The 16931-nt window shown below is 74.6% G+C and carries 8 protein-coding genes; 6 read left to right on the top strand and 2 right to left on the bottom strand.

Annotated features, from left to right (window positions below; all coding sequences use genetic code 11):
• Window positions 1-2: 2 nt before the first annotated feature.
• From IF19_RS0121275 to IF19_RS0121285, 3 genes are read left to right on the top strand one after another with little or no spacing between them, the layout of a single operon-like run.
• Entirely contained in the window at window positions 3-7421 is a 7419-nt protein-coding gene (locus IF19_RS0121275; RefSeq protein WP_030276719.1) for an amino acid adenylation domain-containing protein, read from the top strand.
• Window positions 7422-7426: 5 nt separating this feature from the next.
• Entirely contained in the window at window positions 7427-7630 is a 204-nt protein-coding gene (locus tag IF19_RS0121280) for an MbtH family protein (RefSeq protein ID WP_030116885.1), read from the top strand.
• Complete coding sequence (locus IF19_RS0121285) at window positions 7627-9087, top strand: DHA2 family efflux MFS transporter permease subunit (RefSeq protein WP_030276721.1); 1461 nt, start codon at window positions 7627-7629, stop codon at window positions 9085-9087. The genes IF19_RS0121280 and IF19_RS0121285 overlap by 4 nt, the downstream gene beginning before the upstream one ends.
• A gap of 124 nt (window positions 9088-9211) precedes the next feature.
• Here IF19_RS0121285 and fes read toward each other — a convergent pair whose 3' ends face one another.
• Together fes and fhuB are read right to left on the bottom strand one after the other, a co-directional pair.
• The gene (gene fes / locus IF19_RS0121290; protein ID WP_030116883.1) at window positions 9212-10510 is read right to left on the bottom strand and encodes an enterochelin esterase; all 1299 of its coding nucleotides are present in this window, start codon (window positions 10508-10510) and stop codon (window positions 9212-9214) included.
• Window positions 10511-10561: 51 nt separating this feature from the next.
• Window positions 10562-13003: a Fe(3+)-hydroxamate ABC transporter permease FhuB gene (gene fhuB / locus IF19_RS0121295; protein WP_030276722.1), complete on the bottom strand. Its 2442-nt coding sequence runs from the start codon at window positions 13001-13003 to the stop codon at window positions 10562-10564.
• A 99-nt stretch (window positions 13004-13102) separates the two neighbouring features.
• On the opposite strand from fhuB, the gene IF19_RS0121300 reads away from it, so the two are divergent.
• The 3 genes from IF19_RS0121300 (at window position 13103) to IF19_RS0121310 (ending at window position 16914) form a co-directional block, all read left to right on the top strand.
• A complete protein-coding gene (locus IF19_RS0121300) occupies window positions 13103-13933 on the top strand; it encodes a 2,3-dihydro-2,3-dihydroxybenzoate dehydrogenase (RefSeq protein ID WP_030116880.1) in 831 nt (276 codons plus the stop codon).
• 96 nt (window positions 13934-14029) lie between these two features.
• Window positions 14030-15235: an isochorismate synthase DhbC gene (gene dhbC, locus IF19_RS0121305; protein WP_030116879.1), complete on the top strand. Its 1206-nt coding sequence runs from the start codon at window positions 14030-14032 to the stop codon at window positions 15233-15235.
• The gene (locus IF19_RS0121310) at window positions 15232-16914 is read left to right on the top strand and encodes a (2,3-dihydroxybenzoyl)adenylate synthase (protein ID WP_030116878.1); all 1683 of its coding nucleotides are present in this window, start codon (window positions 15232-15234) and stop codon (window positions 16912-16914) included. The genes dhbC and IF19_RS0121310 overlap by 4 nt, the downstream gene beginning before the upstream one ends.
• Window positions 16915-16931: the final 17 nt, after the last annotated feature.

Consider the following 16931-nt stretch of genomic DNA (forward strand, 5'->3'; position numbering starts at 1 on the left):
ACATGCATGAGCGTTTGAACCACCCGGCCAGCTCCTCGGCGGCGGACCCCGAGCGCGCGCCCTCCCCGGATATCCCCCTGCTCAGCGCCCAGTCGGGCATCTACTACGCGCACCAGCTCGCCCCGCGATCCACAGTGCTCAACACGGCGGACCTCGTCGAGATCGACGGGCCGCTCGACGCGGACCTGTTCACGGCGGCGCTGCGGCGGGCGGTGGCCGAGGCGGAGACGCTCGCCGTGCGGGTGTCCGAGAGGAACGGTGTTCCCGTACAGCGGGTCGTCCCCGCCGAACCCGTGGTGCACCGGCTGGAGTCGACCGAGGCGGAGGCCGAGGCGTGGATGCGCCAGGACCTGGCCCGCCCGGTGGACCTCGCCGCCGACGGGGCGCTGATGACGCAGGCCCTGTTCCGGATCGGCGAGGAGCGCCACTTCTGGTACCAGCGCGTGCACCACATAGCCGTCGACGCCTACGCGCTGTCCCTCATCGGGCAGCGCGTCGCCGAGCTGTACCGGGCGCTGGCCGCCGGGGAGCCGCTGCCCGAGGGCCGGTTCGCCCCGCTGAGCGAGCTGACCGGGCAGGAGGCGACGTATCTCGCCGGCGAGGAGTACACGGCCGACCGGGCGTTCTGGACCGCGCGCATGGCGGGCGCGTCCGTCTCCGTGCCGCACCGCTCCCCCGCCCCCGGGGACGCGCCGCAGGGCGGACCGCTCCACCTGGTCGCCGACCTTCCCGCCGCGGCGCTCGACCGGCTGTCCTCGGCGGCACGGGCCGCGAAGGCGACCTGGGCCGAGCTGGTGGTGGCCGCGACCGCCGGTCATCTGCACCGGATCACCGGCGCCGACGACGTGGTACTGGGCCTGCCGCTGACCAACCGGCGGGGCCCGGCGGCCCTGCGGACCCCGGCCATGACGGTGAACGTGCTGCCGCTGCGGATCGCCGTGCGCCCGGCGGACACCGCCGCCGAACTGCTGCGACGGGTGGTTCTGGAGATCCGGGAGGTCCGCCGCCACCAGCGCTATCCGCAGGCGGACCTGCGCCGCGATCTGGCCCTGGAGTCGGCCGCGACCCCGCTGACCGGGCCGCTGGTCAACGTCAAGCCGTTCGACGGCGCGCTGGACTTCGCCCGGGCCACCGGCACCGTGCGCAATCTCGCGGCCGGCCCCGTGGAGGGTCTCGCCGTCGGCGCGGCCCCGGGCCCGGACGGGGGCCTGCGGCTCACGGTGGACGCCGACCCCGCCGCGTACGGTCCGGCGGATCTCGCGGCCCACCAGGACACCTGGCTGCGCTACCTGGACGGTCTCGCCGAACTGCTGCTGACCGACCCGCGGCGGCCGATCGGCACGCTGGACCTGCTCACCGACGACGCGGTGCACGAGGCCACGTCCGGCCGGACCGAACCCGCCGCCGCGCTCCCCCTCCCCCGGTCGTTCACCGCTCAGGCGGCCCGGACCCCGGACGCCGTGGCCGTGCGGTCCACCGCGGCCGGCACGTTCCGCGGCGCCGGCCCGGGGGCGGAGCCCGCGCCCGGCCCGCGTGCGGACCGGTCGGCGGGCGCGGCCGATGGCGCCGTCGCCGCCGGGGCCCGGCTCACCTTCGCCGAACTGGACGCGGCCTCCGACCGGCTGGCCCGGCTGCTGGCCGGACGCGCCGCGCAGGAGAGACCGGGCCTCGCCGGGGGCAGCGGCGGCACCGTGGCGCTCGCACTGCCCCGGACCGCCGACATGGTCGTGGCGCTGCTCGCCGTGCTCAAGGCGGGTCTGGTCTGCCAGCCGCTCGACCTCGGCCACCCCGCCGCCCGGACCCTCGCCGTGCTGGAGGACGCGCGGCCGCTGTGCGTGATCGGCACGGAGGCGACGCTCGGCGCGCTGCCCGACCACGGGCTCCCGGTCGTCGCCCTGGACTCCCCCGCCACGGCCGACGCCCTGGCCGCCTGCCCCGAAGGACCGCTGCCGGGCGGTCCCGCACCGGCGGACCCCGCCTATCTCATCCACACCTCCGGTTCCACCGGCCGCCCCAAGGGCGTGCTCGTCAGCCACGCCTCACTCGCCAACCTCTGCGCCGGGCACGGCACGGACCACATCGCCCCGGCCGTCGAGCGGACCGGCCGGCAGCGCCTCCGGGTCGCGCACAGCGCCTCGTTCGCCTTCGACGCGTCCTGGGACCCGCTGCTGTGGATGGTCCACGGGCACGAGCTGCACCTGCTGGACGACGCCGCTTACCGGGACCCGGCGGCTCTCACCGCGTACGTCGACGCGCACCGGATCGACTATCTCGACGTCACTCCCTCCTATGCCGAGGCTCTGCTCGCCGAGGGCCTGCTGGACGAGGGCCGCCACCACCCGGCCCATCTGGTGGTCGGCGGGGAGACCGTTCCCCCGGCCCTGTGGGAGCGGCTGACCGAGGCCGCGGCCGTGCACCCGGTCAACCTGTACGGGCCGACCGAGACGACGGTCGACGCCTACTACTGGGTGCCCGGCGCCACGGCCGCCGAGCCGGACGGCCGGCCCGTGCGCGGCTCGCGCGTCTACGTCCTGGACTCCTCCCTGCGTCCCGTGCCCGCCGGCGCGACGGGTGAGCTGTACGTGGCCGGGGCCTGTCTGGCCCTCGGCTACCTGGGCCGCCCCGACCTGACGGCGGAGCGGTTCGTCGCGGACCCCTTCGGCGCGCGGCACGGGGACGCCGGGGGGCGGATGTACCGCACCGGCGACCTGGTGCGCCGCCGTGCGGACCACACGCTGGAGTTCCTCGGGCGCGGCGACGACCAGGTCAAGATCCGCGGCTTCCGCATCGAGCTCGGGGAGATCCAGGCCCGCCTGGCCGCCCACCCCCGGGTCGCCGCGGCGGCCGTCATCGCCCGCGACACCGGCCACGGCAAGCGGCTGCTCGCCTACGCCGTCCCCGTGCGGGCCAAGCGGGACGCGCCGACGGGAGCGGAACGGGCGGCCGGGGGCGACACGGCCCCGCCCACCCCCACCGACCTGCGCGAGCACCTGGCCGCGGCCCTGCCCGAGCACATGGTCCCCGCGACCGTCACGCTCCTGGACGCGCTGCCCCGTACCGCCAACGACAAGCTCGACCACCGCGCCCTGCCCGACCCCGACCCGCTCGCCCTCACCGGAGCCGGTCAGGGCGGGACGGACGACGGGCCGCACACCGAGATCGTGCGCGGGATCTTCGCCGACGTGCTCGGCATCGCCGAACCCCCGGCCGCCGAAGCGGGCTTCCTCGACCTCGGCGGGCATTCGCTGCTCGCCGCGCGGCTGGCCGCCCGCCTCCGCGAGCACTTCGGCGTGCCGATGGGCATCGCCGACGTCTTCCGGCACACCACCCCCGGCGCCCTGGCCGCGCTGGTCCGTACCCGCGCCGGAGCGGCCCTCGCCTCCGTACCGCTCTCCCCCGTGCCCCGCACCGGCCCCCTCCCCCTCTCCCCGGCCCAGCAGCGGCTGTGGTTCCTCCACCGCCTCGAAGGCCCCAGCCCGACCTACAACATCCCGCTCGTCCTGAGCGTCAACGGCCCGCTCGACCGCGAAGCGCTCCAACTGGCCCTGCACGATCTGGCGGAGCGTCACGAGACACTGCGCACCGTATATCCGCCCACTGACAACGCCTCGGGTGCGGCGGCCGACGGCGGCGCGGACGACAGCCCCCGTCAGCACATCCTCCCCGCCGACGACCCGGCGGCCCGCCCGGTGCTGCGCCTGGCCGAGCCCGGCAGCGACCTCACCGAGGCCGTGCGGTACTGCTTCGACCTCGCCACCGAGCCCCCGCTGCGCACCGTGCTGTTCAGCGAGTCGCCGGACCATCACACCCTCCTCCTGCTGCTGCACCACATAGCGGGCGACGGCGCCTCCACCACCCCCCTGGCCCGGGACCTGGCCACCGCCTACACCGCCCGCGCACAGGGGCGCGCACCGGAATTCGCACCGCTGGCCGGCCAGTACGTGGACCACGCCGCCCGGCTCCAGTCGCTCCTGGGCTCCCCGGCCGAGCCCACCGCGCTCGCCGAGGCCCAGCTCGCCCACTGGCGGCAGGCGCTCGCGGGGCTGCCGGACCAGTTGGAGCTGCCCACCGACCGGCCCCGGCCGCCCGTCGCCACCTCGGCCGGCGACACCGTGCCCTTCGCCCTGGACGCCACGGCGCACGAGGCGCTGCGCCGGCTCGCGCGGGCGCACGGGGCGACCGTGTTCATGACCGTGCAGGCCGGGCTCGCCGCCCTGCTGACCCGGCACGGCTGCGGCACCGACATCCCTCTCGGCACCCCCGTGGCGGGCCGCGACGACGACGCCACCGCCGGGCTCGTCGGCTTCTTCACCAACACCGTGGTCCTGCGCACCGACACCTCCGGCGACCCGGCCTTCGGCGATCTGCTGGACCGGGTGCGGGCGACCACGCTCGCCGCCTACGAGCACGACGCGCTCCCCTTCGACCACCTGGTGGAGGCGCTCAACCCGCCGCGCTCGCTCTCCCGGCACCCGCTGTTCCAGGTGATGCTGGCCTGGCAGTCGATCGCGGACGAGCCCGTCCCCCTCGACCCGGAGACCGTCGCGCGGCTGACCGCCGTGCCGTCCGGCACCGCGAAGTTCGACCTGACCCTCAACGCGGGCGAGCTGCCCGGCGGCGGGATCGGCGGCTTCCTGGAGTTCCGCACCGACCTCTTCGACCGGTCGACCGCCCAGGCCCTGGCCGACCGGCTCGCCCGGCTGCTCACGGCCGCGGCCGGACACCCCGGGACGCCCGTCGGCCTGCTCCCGGTACTCGGCGACGACGAGGTCCACCGCGCCCTGGTCGAGGCGAACGGCGTCCCCGAGGACCGCCCGGTGCCGCTCACCCTGGCCGAGGTGTACGGGGTCGCCGCGCGCCGGCACCCGGAGCGGACGGCGGTGAGCTGCGGCGACGAGACCCTGACCTACGCCGAACTTTCCTCCCGGGCGCAGTCGTTGGCGCGGCTGCTGGCGGCCCGGGGCATCGGTCCCGGTTCGATCGTGGCGCTCGCGCTGCCGCGCTCGCCGGACCTGGTGGCCGGACTGCTCGCGGTGTCGCTGGCGGGGGCCGCGTATCTCCCGATGGACCCGGACTACCCGGCGGACCGGCTCGCCTACATGCTGGAGGACGCCCGGCCGGCCGCGCTGATCACGGACGCGGCGACGGCGGGGACGCTGCCGGCGCACGAGCTGCCGCTGATCACCGTGGACGAGGCGAGGGGCTTCCCGGACGGGCCGCTCGGCCAGGCGGACCGCACCCGGCCGCTGACCCCGCAGGACCCGGCGTACGTCATCTACACCTCCGGGTCGACCGGCCGGCCCAAGGGCGTCGTGGTCACCCAGCACAATGTGACGCGCCTGCTGACGGCGACCGAGCACTGGTTCTCGTTCGGTCCCGAGGACGTGTGGACGCTCTTCCACTCCTACGCGTTCGACTTCTCCGTGTGGGAGCTGTGGGGCGCGCTGCTGTACGGCGGCCGGGTCGTCGTCGTCCCGTACACGACCAGCCGTGACCCGCACGCCTTCCTCCGGCTGCTGGCCGACGAGCGGGTGACCGTCCTCAACCAGACGCCGTCCGCCTTCTACCAGCTGGCCGCCGCCGACCGGGAGGCGCCGGGACACGAACTGGCGCTGCGCTACGTGGTGTTCGGCGGTGAGGCGCTGGAGCTGGGGCGGCTGGCGGACTGGTACACGCGGCATCACGAGAACGCGCCGACCCTGGTCAACATGTACGGCATCACCGAGACCACGGTCCATGTCTCCTACCTGGCGCTCGACCGGGCGACGGCGGCCTCCGCGGTCTCCAGCACCATCGGGGTCAACATCCCCGACCTGCGGGTCTACGTCCTGGACGACCGGCTGCAGCCGGTGCCGCCCGGGGTGACCGGTGAGATGTACGTGGCCGGCGAGGGGGTGGCGCTCGGCTATCTGGGCCGCCCGGACCTGACGGCGGGGCGCTTCGTGGCCGACCCGTTCGCGCACCTCTTCGGGGAGAGCGGCAGCCGGATGTACCGCTCCGGCGACCTCGCCCGGCGGCGCGCGGACGGCACGCTGGAGTACTTCGGCCGGGGCGACCAGCAGGTCAAGATCCGCGGCTTCCGGATCGAACTCGGCGAGATCGAGGCCGTGTTGGCCGATCACCCCGAGGTCTCCGATGTGGCCGTCGTGGTCCGCGAGGACATGCCCGGCGACAAGCGGCTGGTCGGCTACGTCGTTCCCGCGCCGGACACGGAGCCGGTCCCGGCGGCTCTGCGCGAGCACGCCGCCGCCGCGCTGCCGGTGCACATGGTGCCCTCGGCCGTGGTGGTGCTGGAGCGGCTGCCGCTGACCGGCAACGGCAAGCTGGACCGCAAGGCGCTGCCCGCGCCGGGCGTTTCGGTGACCGCCGGGGGCCGCGCGCCGCGCACGGTCCGCGAGGAGCAGCTCTGCTCGGTCTTCGCGGAGGTGCTGGGGCTGCCGTCCGCCGGGGTGGAGGACAACTTCTTCGACCTGGGCGGCCATTCGCTGCTCGCGGTGCGCCTGGCCGGGCGGATCAGGTCGGCGTTCGGCGTCGAGGTGTCGATCGGCACGGTCTTCCAGGCGCCCACGCCCGCCGCACTGGACGCGGCGCTGGACGTCTCGCGCGAGGAGGACCCCCTCGACGTGCTGCTGCCGCTGCGGCCCGCCAGGCCCGGTGACCGTTCCCCGCTCCACTGCGTGCACCCGGCGGGCGGTCTGAGCTGGTGCTACGCGGGTCTGATCCGCCATCTGCCCGCCGATGTGCCGATCTACGGACTCCAGGCCCAGGGCGTCGGCGGGGCGACGGCGGACGAGCCGCTGCCCACCACGCTGGAGGAGCTGGCCGCCCACTACGCGTCCCGGATCCGCGAGGTCCAGCCGGAGGGCCCCTACCGGCTGCTCGGCTGGTCGACCGGCGGGATCATCGCGCACGCGATCGCGGCGGTGCTGCAGGAGGCGGGCCAGGAGGTCGAGTTGCTCGCCGTCCTGGACGCGTACCCCGCCGAGGGGTTCCGCGACCTGCCGGTGCCCGACCGGGCCGAGGCCCTCGAATCGCTGCTCACCATGGGCGGTTACGGTCCCGACAGCCTCGGGGACAAGGAGCTGAACACGACGAACGTGGTGGAGGTGCTGCGCCGCGAGGGCTCCCCGCTGGCCGCGCTCTCCGCCGCGAAGATCGAGGCGCTCGGCGAGGTCTACCTCAACACCAACGACCTCGTACGCGCCTACGACCACCGGGTGTTCCAGGGCGACGTGCTGTTCTTCCGGGCCACGGTGGACACCATCGACGACACGCTGACGCCGGAGACCTGGACCCCTTACGTGAGCGGGCGCATCGACAACACGAACGTCGCCTGCTCGCACAAGGACATGACCCTGCCCGAGCCGATCGCGCACATCGCGCGCGTGGTCGCCGACCGACTGACCGAGCTGGAGAAGTGACACCGATGAGCGACGCACCCGCCAACCCCTTCGACGCGGACGGGGAGTTCCTCGTCCTGACCAACGCGGAGGGCGGGCACTCGCTGTGGCCGCTGTTCGCCGCGGTGCCCGAGGGCTGGTCGACGGCTCACGGTCCGTGCGACCGGCAGGACGCGCTGGACTGGATCTCCGCGCACTGGGCCGGTCCCGTCGCCGCCCCCGCGCGGTGAGCGGGCTGCTGATCCGGCCGCGGATACGCCCCCGGGTCGCGGTCGTCCTCGTCTACACGGCCGCGATGTGCATGAACGGCCTGGACTCGACGATCGTGAACCCGGCGCTCTACACGATCGCCGGTGATTTCGACCGTCCGCTGTCGGCGGCGAACACCGTGGAGACCGCCTTCCTGGTGGCGCTCGCGGTGGGGCTGCCGGTGGCGGGCTGGCTGGGCGACCGGTTCGGGACGAAGCGGGTGTTCCTCGGCGCGCTGGCCGCGTTCACGCTCGCCTCGGCGGTCTGCGGCCTGGCTCCGGACCTCGCCACGCTGGTGGTCGCCCGGGCCGTACAGGGCCTGGCGGGCGGGTTGTTGACACCGGTCGGGATGACGTTGCTGTTCCGGGCGTTCCCGCCGCACGAGCGGATGAAGCTGGCGAAGGTGCTGATCGTGCCGACGGCGCTGATGCCGGCGCTCGGTCCGCCGCTGGGGGGCCTGCTCACCGAACACCTCTCCTGGCACTGGCTGTTCTTCGTGAACGTGCCGATCGGCGCGGCGGCCGTCCTGCTCGGCGTCCTCGGTCTGCGCGAGCATGTCGAGGGCCCGGAGGGGAAGTTCGACACGGTCGGCTTCTGGCTGGCCACCCCGGCGCTGGGGCTGCTGACGTACGCGCTGGGCTTCGGCCCCTCGCAGGGCTGGACGAGGCCCGCCGTCGCCGTGAGCGCGGTGCTGGGGTCCGTCCTGCTGGTGGCGGCGGTCGTGCATCAGACGCGCGCGAGGACGCCGCTGCTGAAGCTGCGGCTGCTCGCCGACCGGGTGTACGGGTCGGCCTCCGCGCTCGCCGGGGTGACCGCGGCCGGGCTGATGGGCGTGCTGTTCGTCTTCCCGCTGCTCTACCAGGCGAGCCTGGGCGCCTCGGCGCTGGACGCCGGGCTGAGCGTGTTCCCGGAGGCGGTGGGGCTGATGCTGGCCTCGCAGGTGGTGGACCGGCTGCTGCCCCGGCTCGGCCCCCGGCTGCTGACCGTGCCGGCGCTGCTGGTGGCCGCCGCGGTCTTCGGGGCGCTCGCCGTGCCCGGGGTGGCGGAGAACGCGTGGAGCGTGCGCGGGCTGATGTTCCTGATCGGGCTGGTGCTGGGGACCGCGGTGCTGACCGTGCAGATCTCCGGGTTCGAATCGATCGGACCGGCGGACATGGGGCAGGCGATGGGCCTGTTCCAGATCGTCCGCACCCTGGGCGGCGCGCTCGGGATAGCCGCCTGCGCGGCGGTGATCGGGGGCGGTCATGTGACGGAGACCGTCGACCCGGGCCCGTACCGTACGGCGGTCTGGGTGACGGCGGGGCTGGTGGCGGCCGGGGCGCTGATCGCGCTGCGGCTGCCGCGCGAGGCCCCGCAGCCGCCGCCGTTCGACGACGAGGACGCCCCGCCGCCCGGCGAGGGGTCCGCGGCGGACGAGGCTCCGGCGGTCAAGGGCTGAGGACGCGCGGAAGGGGCGGGGCGGCATCCGGAGAGGGTGCCGCCCCGCCCCTGTTCCGTGCGGGACGTGCGGGACGTGCAGGACGTGCGGGACCTGCGGGACGTGCGGGACCTGCGGGCGCCGGTCAGCGGCCGCCGAGCAGGTCCACGAGCCCGTCCGCCAGGCCGCCGCGCCAGCAGGCGTAGTCGTGCCCGCCGTTGAACTCGCCGTAGCGGACGTCGTAACCGCGGGCGCGCAGCACATTGCGGAGCCTGCGGTTCTCCCCGAGGAGCATCCACTCCTGGAGACCGACCTCCAAGCGCAGTGTCACCGGCCTCCGTTCGGCCCACGCGTACTGCCCGGTGAGCCATTCGCCGCCGCGTTCGTCGTCGGGCCACCAGAAGGAACCCGACTGGGAGAGCGCGAGGCCGAAGCGGTCGGGGCGCCGGAAGGCGGCGAACGCGGCGGTGAGGCCGCCCGCGCTCTGTCCGGCGATCGCCGTGCGGGCGGCGTCCGCCCCGGCCCCGTACTCCCGCTCGGCCCAGGGCAGGAGGGTGTCGGCGAGCCAGTCGACGAACGGGCCGCTGCACGCGAGGTCGTCCATGCGCCGCCCCATGGTGTCGACCAGGATCGCCACGGTGGGCGGCAGCTCTCCGTCGGCGTGCAGGTTGTCGAGGATGTCGCCGACACCGAGGACCGGCCCCCACATCTCGCCGTCGAGGAGCACGGCGAGCGCGTACGGTCGGCCGTCCCGGTGGTGGCCGGGCGGCAGGTGGACGGTGATCCGGCGGCCGTCGACCTCGGCGTCGAGCGTGCGCCCCCGCTCGGCTCCGTCGCGCCGTGCGATGCGTGACTGCGGCGGGGAGTCGGGGAGTTCGAGTACGGAGGCCGGGTTGCGGCCGTCCCGGGAGGGCAGCGGCACACGGGTGTTGAGCGGGTCGGGTTCGGCGCGGTCGAGGACCTGGAGCCAGGCGGCCCGGTCGGCGCGCAGGGCGTCCTCGCGGCTGCCGTCGGTCGCGTGGAACTGGTACGAGGCGCGGTGGTCGGCCCGCAGCCGGTGGCTGATCGCCCAGACGCCGGTGCCCTCGATCCGTTCCATCAGGTGCGGGGCGAGGTCGCCGGCGTGCCGGTCCTTGTCGGTGACCGTGTGGACGAGCGCCAGGACGTGGGTGGCCGGGCGGGAGGGCTCCTCACGGCGGACGAAGGTGACGAGCCGGTGGTCGGGGTCGCCCTCGGGGTCGGGTTCGACGAGCGGGGTGCCGGTGGCCGCCGCGTACCGCCAGAACGCCTCCTCGGCGCCGGGATCGCCGCCGCGGACGTCCGCGAGCAGCGTACGCAACAGGGGGCTTCGCACGGCGGGTTCCTCCGGTGCGGCAGATCCGGCGGACAGCGCTTCCGCGGATACGGGTGGCGGCGGCGGGTTCCTGCGCGGCGGGTACGTCATGGGTGTCTCGGTCTTCCTGTACGTGGGGTCCGGTACGGGGGTGGCGGTCCGCTACACGCGGGTGGCGGCCGAGCGGCCGAGCAGCACCCAGAGCAGGAAGGGGCCGCCGAGGACGGTGGTGACGATGCCGACGGGGAGTTCGGCGCCGTCGAGGACGATGCGGCCGAGGGTGTCGGCGGCGACGACGAGGACGGCTCCGGTGAGCATGGAGCCGACGAGCGGGACGCGCAGGGGCCCGGCGAGCCGGGAGGCGATGACCGGGGAGGCGAGCGCGACGAATCCGACGGGGCCGCAGATGCCGACGGCGAGGCCCGCGAGGGCGACGGCGAGGAGCAGGGAGAGGGTGCGGACACGGCCGGGGGCGGAGCCGAGCGAGGAGGCGGTGGCGTCGTCGAAGCGCAGGACGCCCAGGTGCCGGGCGACGACCAGGCTGACCGGCACCAGGACGACGAGCCCGATGAGGACGGGGACGGCGACGGAGTAGCTGCGCCCGTTGAGGCTGCCCGAGGTCCAGACGTACAGCGAACTCGCGGAGGAGAGCGACCGGCGGGAGAGGACGACCTGGGTGATCGCGGAGGCCAGGGCGGACATGGCGAGGCCGACGACGAGGACGCGGTAGCCGCGTTGGCCGAGGCCGCCGGAGACGGTGGTGACCACGACGACGGCGACCAGGGCGCCGATCGGCCCGGCCCACCAGGCGCCGAAGGACCCGGTGGCGCTGAGGGTGACGGAGAGCAGGACGGCGGCGGTGGCGCCGTCGTTGACGCCGAGGAGTTCGGGGGTGGCGAGGCGGTTGCGGGCCAGGGTCTGGGTGAGGCAGCCGGCCAGGCCGAGGGCGGCTCCGGCGGTGAGCCCGGCGACGATCCGGCCGAGGCGGAACTTCTGGACGAGCAGCACGTCGAAGCGGTCGCCCTGGCCGAACACGGCGCGGAAGGTGCGGCCGACGCCCATGTCGCTCTGGCCGGCGTGGGCGGAGAGGACCACGGCGACCAGGAGGGCCCCGGCGAGGGCGAGGGCGGCGAGGGCGGCGCGCCGGGTGACGAGGAGGGAGAGGGGGCCTCGGCGCAGGACCAGGGTGTCGGCCGGGGCGACCCGCGGTTCGCCGGTCTTCGGCGTACGGCGGGCGGGGCGCGGCAGGGCGAGCCGCAGGCGGCGCGGGCGGTCCGGGGCGCGCTCCTCGGTGGCCGGTTCCGTCATACCCATCGAGGCCAGCTGCTTGGAGCGGACGATGGCGATGAGGACGGGTGCGCCGATGAGGGCGACGATGACGGAGACGGGCGCCTCGAAGGGGCGGGAGACCACGCGGGCGGCGATGTCCGAGACGGTGAGGACGCAGGCTCCGATGAGCCCGGCGAGCAGGATGCGGGCGGCCAGCCGGGTGCCGGCGAGGGCGCGGGCGAGGAACCCCGCGAGCAGCCCGAGGAAGGAGATGGGCCCGGCGAGGGCGACGGCCGCGGCGGTCAGGAGGGTGACGCCGACGGCGACGACGGTGCGGATCACGGGGGGCCGGTGGCCCAGGCCCCGGGCCAGGTCGTCCCCGAGCGCCAGGGCGGAGAGCGGGCGGGCCACCAGGAGGGCGATGAGGAATCCCAGGGCGAGGACGGGGGCGAGGCGGCCGAGTTCGCCGAAGCCCTCGACCCCCGCGAGGGAGCCGAGGACCCAGAAGCGGAATCTGTCGTAGGTCTCCGCGGAGTTGACGATGATGACGCTGGTGAGCCCGCCGAAGGTGGCGCCGAGCGCCGCACCGGCGAGGACCAGGCGCATGGGTGAGCCGCCGCCGCGTCTGCCGGATATGAGGAGGACCAGACCGCTGGCGACCACCGCGCCCACGAAAGCGCAGACGAGATAGGCGTAACCGGAATCGAAGCCGAGAAGCGCGATGCCCGCCACGACACCGAGCGACGCGCCCGCGTTGACGCCGAGGAGTCCGGTTTCCGCCAGCGGGTTGCGCGTGACCGCCTGGAGGAGGCAGCCGGCGACGCCGAGGGCGGCGCCGACGAGCAGCGCGGTGAAGGTGCGCGGCAGGCGGAGATCGCCGACGACGAGGGAAAGCCGGGCGTTGTCGCGCGCGCCGTCGCGGCCGAGCAGGTAGTCCAGGACGCCGCCGGGGCCGACCTCGCCCGCGCCGATGGAGAGGGAGAGGGCCGTCAACAGCAGGACCGCGAGGGCCAGTCCGGCGACGGCCACCACCACGGTCCGCCCGCGCGGGTCGGCCGGGGTACCGCGCCCGCCGGCCGGGGAGAGGGAGCCGCCGGGACCCTCGGCCGGAACACGGGAGCCGTCGGGGAGAGCGGCCGCGCCGTCGCGGACGGGCGGGCGCCCCGGGGACCCGCCGGCTTGCGGTGTCGTCCCGCTTTCGGCTCCCGGGGACGCCTCCTCCCGTCCGGCGGTGGCGGCCGCCGCGGTCCGGTCGGCTTCGCCTCCGTCCAACTGAACGGTCGAGGGGTCATGTTCGGGAGCCGAGGCCGTGGCCCCCGTGCGCGGCGTTTGCATAAGGTGAGGCTAGCCTAAGTAGAAATCGACGGCTCGACACCTTCTGGGCGGTCGATGCAATTTAGGCTACCCTTACCTAACACCCGGAGGAGGTTGCTCATGCCTGAGCACATACCGGGCAGAAGCGGCGAGTTCACCGGCCGCACTGCTCTGGTCACCGGTGCCGCACAGGGCATCGGCGCCGCGGTCGCCGACCTGCTCGCCACCCTCGGCGCGCGCGTGGCCGCCACCGACCGGGCCCCGGCCGGCATCGAGGCGCTGGCCGCCGAGTGGGCCCTGAACCAGGAGAAGACGCCCGAGGGCGAGCGCTCGTCCGGCAGCCTGGACCCGTATGTGATGGACGTCACCGACCGGAGTTCGGTGGAGAGCACCGTGGCCCGGGTCGAACGCCAACTGGGCCCGGTCGACGTTCTGGTGAACGTGGCGGGCATCCTGCGCACCGGGCCGGCGGCCGTGCTCTCCACCCAGGACTGGGCGGACACGTTCGCGGTCAACACCACCGGCGTCTACCACGTCTCCCAGGCCGTGGCCCCGCTCATGGCGGCCCGCGGATCGGGAGCGGTCGTCACCGTCGGCTCAAACGCCGCCGGGATCCCCCGCACCGGCATGGCCGCCTACGCCGCCTCCAAGGCCGCCGCCGCCATGTTCACCAAATGCCTGGGGCTCGAACTCGCCCGCAGCGGCGTCCGCTGCAACGTCGTCGCGCCCGGCTCCACCGACACGCCGATGCAGCGCGCGCTGTGGAACGATCCGGGCGCCGCCCGGCGCGTCGTCGACGGGGATCCCGCGACGTACCGCACCGGCATTCCGCTCGGCCGGATCGCCGACCCCGGGGACATCGCGGAGACCGTGGCGTTCCTCGCCTCGGACCGCGCCCGCCACATCACCATGCAGGAGCTGTACGTCGACGGCGGCGCGACCCTGCGCTGACCGCACGTCCGCCCCTCTCCCCTTCCTTTTCACCGGCCTTCACCTCCCATCCAGCCCCCCGCACCCGCTGACGGGACCATCGAGAATGGAGTTCCCGTGTCGACGGCACCCCAGGTCGCCACGCACACCGACCCGGCCGATCAGGCCCACCCGGCCGTAGGAGCGGCCACGTCACTGCTGGACGCCTACGCGCCCGGCGACCACTTTCTCGCCACCCCCGGACGCACCCTCCTCGCCAGGGGCCCCGGCCTCGAAGTCCCGCACGACGAGAGACCGTTGACCGCCCGGGTGGACGCCGCGCTCGCCTCGGCGGTCGCCGCCGGCCAGAAGGCCCCGGTCGTCATGGGCGCCATCCCCTTCGACCACACCGCCCCGGCCGCCCTCAGCGTCCCGGGATCGGTGCGCGGCGCTCCGCCGCTCGCCTCCGACCCCCTCGTCGCACTGCCCGCGAGCGCCCCCTCGGCCGGCGACTGGCGCATACGGCAGGTGCCCGAGCCGGAGATCTACGGCAAGGGCGTGGCCGCCGCCGTGGAGCGCATGTGGCGCGGCGAGTTCAGCAAGGTCGTCCTGGCCCGCACGCTGGAACTCACCTCGGACGCGCCGCTCGACCTGCCCGCGATGCTCCAGCGCCTCGCCCGCCGCGACCCCTCGGGCTACACCTTCGCCCTGCCGACCGGCCCCGGGCGCACCCTCATCGGCGCCAGCCCCGAACTGCTCGTCTCCCGCCAGGGGTCGCGCGTCGTCGCCAACCCGCTCGCCGGCTCGACCCCGCGCAGCCCCGACCTCGCCGAGGACGTGCGGCGGGCTGCCACGCTCCTGGAGTCCGTCAAGGACCTCCACGAGCACGCCGTCGTCGTGGACGCGGTGCACCAGGCCCTCGCCCCGTACTGCGCGGAGCTGACCGTCCCGGCGCGCCCGACCCTCATCCGCACCGCCACCATGTGGCACCTGTCCACCACGGTCACCGGCACCCTCGCCTCGCCCGACGCCTCGGCGCTGGAGCTGGCCTGCGCGCTGCACCCGACGCCCGCCGTCTGCGGGACGCCCACGCAGACGGCCCGTCAGGTCATCGCCGAGACCGAGCCGTTCGACCGCGGTTTCTTCACCGGTATGGTCGGCTGGGGCGACGCCGACGGTGACGGCGAGTGGGTCGTCACCATCCGCTGCGCCGACGCCGAGGAGCGCACGCTGCGGCTCTACGCCGGAGCGGGCGTGGTCGCCGCGTCCGAACCCGAGGCGGAGACCGCCGAGACGGCGGCCAAGTTCCGCACCTTCCTGAGCGCCGTGGGAGCCGAGCTGTGAGTGAGCGAGCGGCGCCCGTCTGGCCCGCCGAGTTCGCCGAGAGGTACCGGGCGGCCGGCTGGTGGCGCGGGGAGACCTTCGGGGAGATGCTGCGGCAGCGCGCCGAGGCCCACCCGGACCGGATCGCGATCGTCGACCCTGTGGCGGGGAGCCGGTGGACGTACGCCGATCTCGACCGGCGCGCCGACCGGCTGGCGGCGGGACTCCTCTCCCGGGGCATCGCCAAGGGCGACAAGGTGGTGGTGCAACTCCCCAACATCGCCGAGTTCTTCGAGGTGATCTTCGCCCTGTTCCGGATCGGCGCCCTGCCGGTCTTCGCGCTGCCGGCGCACCGCGAGAGCGAGATCACCTACTTCTGCGAGTTCACCGGGGCGGTGGCCTACGTCGTCGCGGCCGAGCACGGCGGGTACGACTACCGCGCGCTGGCCGCCAAGACCCGTGCGAACGTCACGACGCTGCGCCATGTGTTCGTCGCCCAGGGCGACCCCGGGGAGTTCGAGGCGCTGTCCGAGGTCGCCGAGGAGCCGGTCGGCTACGGCGGGCCGCGCCCGGACGATCTGGCCTTCCTCCAGCTCTCCGGCGGCAGCACCGGCGTGCCGAAGCTGATCCCGCGCACGCACGACGACTACATCTACTCGCTGTGGGGGTCCAACGAGATCTGCGCGGTCGACGAGAACAGCGTCTACCTGTGCGTGCTGCCGGCGGCTCACAACTTCCCGCTCTCCTCCCCCGGTTCGCTCGGCACGCTGTACGCCGGAGGCCGCGTCGTGCTGTGCCCGGCGCCCGCGCCCGAGGTGGCGTTCCCGCTGATCGAGCGCGAGGGCGTCACCATCACCGGGCTGGTGCCGCCGCTGGCCCTGCTCTGGACCGAGGCCGCGCCCGGCACCGCGCACGACCTCAGCAGTCTGGACGTCCTGCTCGTGGGCGGCGCCAAGTTCAGCGAGGAGGCGGCGCGGCGGGTCCGTCCCGCTCTCGGCTGTACGCTCCAGCAGGTGTTCGGCATGGCCGAGGGGCTGGTCAACTACACCCGTCTGGACGATCCGGTGGAGACGATCGTCACCACCCAGGGGCGGCCCATCTCGCCCGACGACGAGATCCTGGTCGTCGACGACCAGGACCGGGAAGTCGCCCCGGGCGAGACGGGCCATCTGCTGACGCGGGGCCCGTACACCATCCGGGGCTACTGGAACGCCCCGGAGCACAACGCCCGTTCGTTCACCGAGGACGGCTTCTACCGCACCGGCGACATCGTGCGGATCACCGAGAGCGGCCACATCGTCGTCGAGGGCCGCGCCAAGGACCAGATCAACCGGGGCGGCGAGAAGATCGCGGCCGAGGAGGTCGAGAACCACATCCTCGCCCACCCGGCCGTGCACGACGCCAACGTGGTGGCCGAGCCCGACCCGTATCTGGGCGAACGCGTCTGCGCCTATGTGATCCTGCGCTCGGGCGCGGGTCCGCTGAAGGCCGTGGCGATCAAGCGGTTCGTACGCGAACGGGGTCTGGCCGCCTACAAGGTGCCCGACCGGGTCGAGTTCGTGGACGTCTTCCCGCAGACCGGCGTGGGCAAGGTCTCCAAGAAGGACCTTCGCAACGCCGCCGCCCGTACGGGCGCGTCCTCCGCTCCCCCTGCCCCGTCGCCCGTACCGGCGCCCGCCCCCGCCGCCCCGTCCCACTGAACGACTCCCCGAACGGA

The sequence above is a fragment of the Streptomyces californicus genome, from assembly GCF_000717645.1.
Classification (GTDB): Bacteria; Actinomycetota; Actinomycetes; order Streptomycetales; family Streptomycetaceae; genus Streptomyces; species Streptomyces californicus.

Bases quoted from the DNA above. Each gene is read 5' to 3' on its own strand.
- IF19_RS0121275 (WP_030276719.1), top strand. From the start codon at position 3: ATGCATGAGCGTTTGAACCACCCGGCCAGCTCCTCGGCGGCGGACCCC.
- IF19_RS0121280 (WP_030116885.1), top strand. From the start codon at position 7,427: ATGAGCGACGCACCCGCCAACCCCTTCGACGCGGACGGGGAGTTCCTC.
- fes (WP_030116883.1), bottom strand. From the start codon at position 10,510: ATGACGTACCCGCCGCGCAGGAACCCGCCGCCGCCACCCGTATCCGCG.
- fhuB (WP_030276722.1), bottom strand. From the start codon at position 13,003: ATGCAAACGCCGCGCACGGGGGCCACGGCCTCGGCTCCCGAACATGAC.
- IF19_RS0121300 (WP_030116880.1), top strand. From the start codon at position 13,103: ATGCCTGAGCACATACCGGGCAGAAGCGGCGAGTTCACCGGCCGCACT.